The following is a 2,609-nucleotide window of genomic DNA, read 5'->3' as shown; positions in this document are numbered from 1 at the left end:
GATGCTGCTGGCCAACGAGGACGCCCGCCGGACCCGCCGCGACGCCGTCGAACTCGCCGTCACCGGACCCGCCGGCCTGGACGAGGACCCGGTCGACGAGGTCGAGCCGGAGGCCACCGCCGAGCTGCCGGTCGAGGTGCGCGTGCTGCTCGAGACCCTGCTCGACCCGGCGCTGGCCGAGGGCCGGGACCTGCCCGGGGCTGAGGCGCTGCGCTCCCAGCTGCCGCACGCGCGCACCGTCGCATCGGTGGCCGAGGCCATCCGTGAAGCCGGCGAGGTCCCGGACTGGGTGCCGCTCGTCGTCCAGACCGACGACGACGTCCGGCGCGCGGTGCCGAACGACTGCGTCTGGCCCGTCCGCGGCCGCTTCGCCTCCGGATCCGCCGGAGGACACGAGCTCGAGCTGCGCCTGCAGGTGATCGACGGGGAGATCGGCGCCCTGACGGTGACCCTGCCCGCGGACGCCGAGGCGGACAGCGACGCCTGGGACGCGTTCCAGGAGATCGAGTCCTTCCCCGGCGTCGAGGACCTGGCCTTCCACGTGGACGGCGACCGGCGCGCCTGACCGGGAACTCTCCCGGGGCCCGTCCAGCCCGGCCCACTACAGTGGGGACCCGCCCGACGTCGTCGATCCCCCTCCCGGAGAGTTCCCGCCATGACCACCCCCGCCCCGGTCGCGTCCGCCGCCCGTGCCCGTCGCCGCGCGGCCCGTTCCGGCCCCCGCCCGCAGCTGCGCATGGGACTGAACGGGTTCCTCGTGGCCTGGCTGCTGCCCAACCTCGTGATGGCCGCCGTGGTGGCGATCCTGGCCGTGGTCCCGGGCCTGCAGGCCTTCGGCAGCCTGACACCGCTGCTGACGGTGGTCGGGGTCGCCGGGCTGGTGGTGGGGCTGCCGCTGTGCCTGCTCGTGAACTGGGCGTTCCGGCACGTGCTCAACCAGTGGGTCCACGTGCTGGCATACGCGCTGATCGGCATGCTCTACGGCCTGGTGGTGCTCACGCAGGGCGCTGCGGGCATCCTGCCGATGCTCATCCCGGTGATCGGCTTCCCGGCCGCCGTGCTCATGGCCCTGGGCCGGACGGCGGCCCGTCCCCTCGTCCGCACGGTCACCCCGGAGCCGTCGCCCGCCGAGCCGGCCTGAGCACGCCCGACAACGAGAAAGGACGATGGCCGGATGGCCATCGTCCTTCTCGGAACCGCGTCCGGGGCCCGCATCCCCTCAGGCATGTATCCCGGCTCGTGATTCGCACTGTGCACCGTCTCAATGGGGCATGACCCACTCTAGGAGGGACGACGGCGCCCCCGACAGTGGCGGAAGGTGCAGACTTTCGGGCCCTGATGTGATGCAGGTCACATGGGTCTGGTCCGCCGCTGCGACGGCGTCGGCCTCGTCAGACGGACCGGGGGAGCACCGCGCGCACCCGCCACCCCCAGCCCCCCGGCCCGGCCTCGATCGTGCCGCCGAAGGTGGCCACGCGATCCCGCATGGAGTTCAGGCCCACACCGGAGGAGTTCCACTGCGGCGGGCCGGACCGCTCGGTGACGGTGTTCTCCACCTCGAGCACCACGTCCGGCCCCGCGTCGCGGAGTTCGATGCACACGCGCGCGCCCTCGCCGGCGTGCTTGGCGACGTTCGTGGTGGCCTCCTGGAGCACCCGGTGCAGGGTGGAGCGCACGGAGATCGGCATCGCGTTCTGGTCGCAGCGGACGTCCGTCTCCACCGTCATTCCGAGACTGCGCAGCTCCTCGGCCAGTTGGGCCACGGACAGCACCGGATCCGCGGACGTCGCCCCGTCCGCGCCCCCCGCGGCGCCCGGCTCACCGCTCGGGTCCACGATCCCGTCCTCCTGGAGGATGGAGAGCATGCGCCGCAGGTCCCGCAGCGCGTCCTTCGCGGAGTCCCCCACCACGTCCAGCACGCCCTGAGCCGCCTCCGGGGCGCCGAGGTAGCGTGCCGTCCGAGCCTGCATCGAGATGATCGTGAGGTTGTGCGCGACCACGTCGTGCAGGTCGCGGGCCAGGGAGCGACGCTCGGCCTCGGCGGCCAGCCGGGCCCGCTCCTCCGCCTCGAACACCCGGCGGCGATCCCGCTCCCGCCGGGCCAAGCTCTCGCGGATGAAGAGCCCGCCGCCGAGGCCCATGGACATGAGCAGCAGGATGAACCACGTCGCGTTCGACTGACCCACCGCGAACGGCTGGGCGACGCCCCAGGTCAGTGCCAGGACGGCGGCCGTGACGACGAACCCCCAGGAACGGGCGGTCGCCGCGACGGCCCCGAGGACCACGGGCGCGACGACGGCGAAGAGCACCTCGGAACCGCCGACGACGGTCGCGACGGCCCCGGGCAGGAGCAGGGCGAAGCCCACCGTGCTGCGCCACCACTGGGCGAGGAAGGCGCTGGTCGCCGACGCGATGGCGATCCCGTCCAGGACCGGGATGGCGCCGTGGCCCGGGCCGAACAGACCGATGTCGGACGCGGTCGAGGCGAGCAGGAACGCCGACCCGAAGGCGAGATAGACGCGGCTCAGCGGCGCCGCGGCCCAGAACGCGCGCCACCGCAGGCTGCGCGCCTGACGCCACGCCGAAGAGCGGCGCGCCCGGGAGGGCGC

2 protein-coding genes and 1 pseudogene are annotated in these 2,609 nt (G+C 73.8%); 2 read left to right on the top strand and 1 reads right to left on the bottom strand.

The window, feature by feature from the left end:
* Positions 1–565, top strand: a pseudogene (locus HMPREF3105_RS10765) (hypothetical protein); the annotation flags it as partial.
* A gap of 90 nt (positions 566–655) precedes the next feature.
* Complete coding sequence (locus HMPREF3105_RS10760; protein ID WP_020624818.1) at positions 656–1,141, top strand: hypothetical protein; 486 nt, start codon at positions 656–658, stop codon at positions 1,139–1,141.
* Between the two features lie 250 nt (positions 1,142–1,391).
* Here HMPREF3105_RS10760 and HMPREF3105_RS10755 read toward each other — a convergent pair.
* Positions 1,392–2,609 (bottom strand): sensor histidine kinase (locus tag HMPREF3105_RS10755; RefSeq protein WP_070709586.1); only part of this gene is annotated, 1,218 nt, incomplete at its 5' end.

The sequence above is a fragment of the Micrococcus sp. HMSC31B01 genome (genome assembly GCF_001816085.1).
Taxonomy (GTDB): domain Bacteria; phylum Actinomycetota; class Actinomycetes; order Actinomycetales; family Micrococcaceae; genus Micrococcus; species Micrococcus luteus.
Note: the sequence above shows the minus strand (reverse complement) of the source record. Positions and strands in the feature narration are given on the sequence as shown.

Excerpts from the sequence above, each read along its gene's own strand:
- HMPREF3105_RS10760 (WP_020624818.1), top strand. The coding sequence starts at position 656 with ATGACCACCCCCGCCCCGGTCGCGTCCGCCGCCCGTGCCCGTCGCCGC.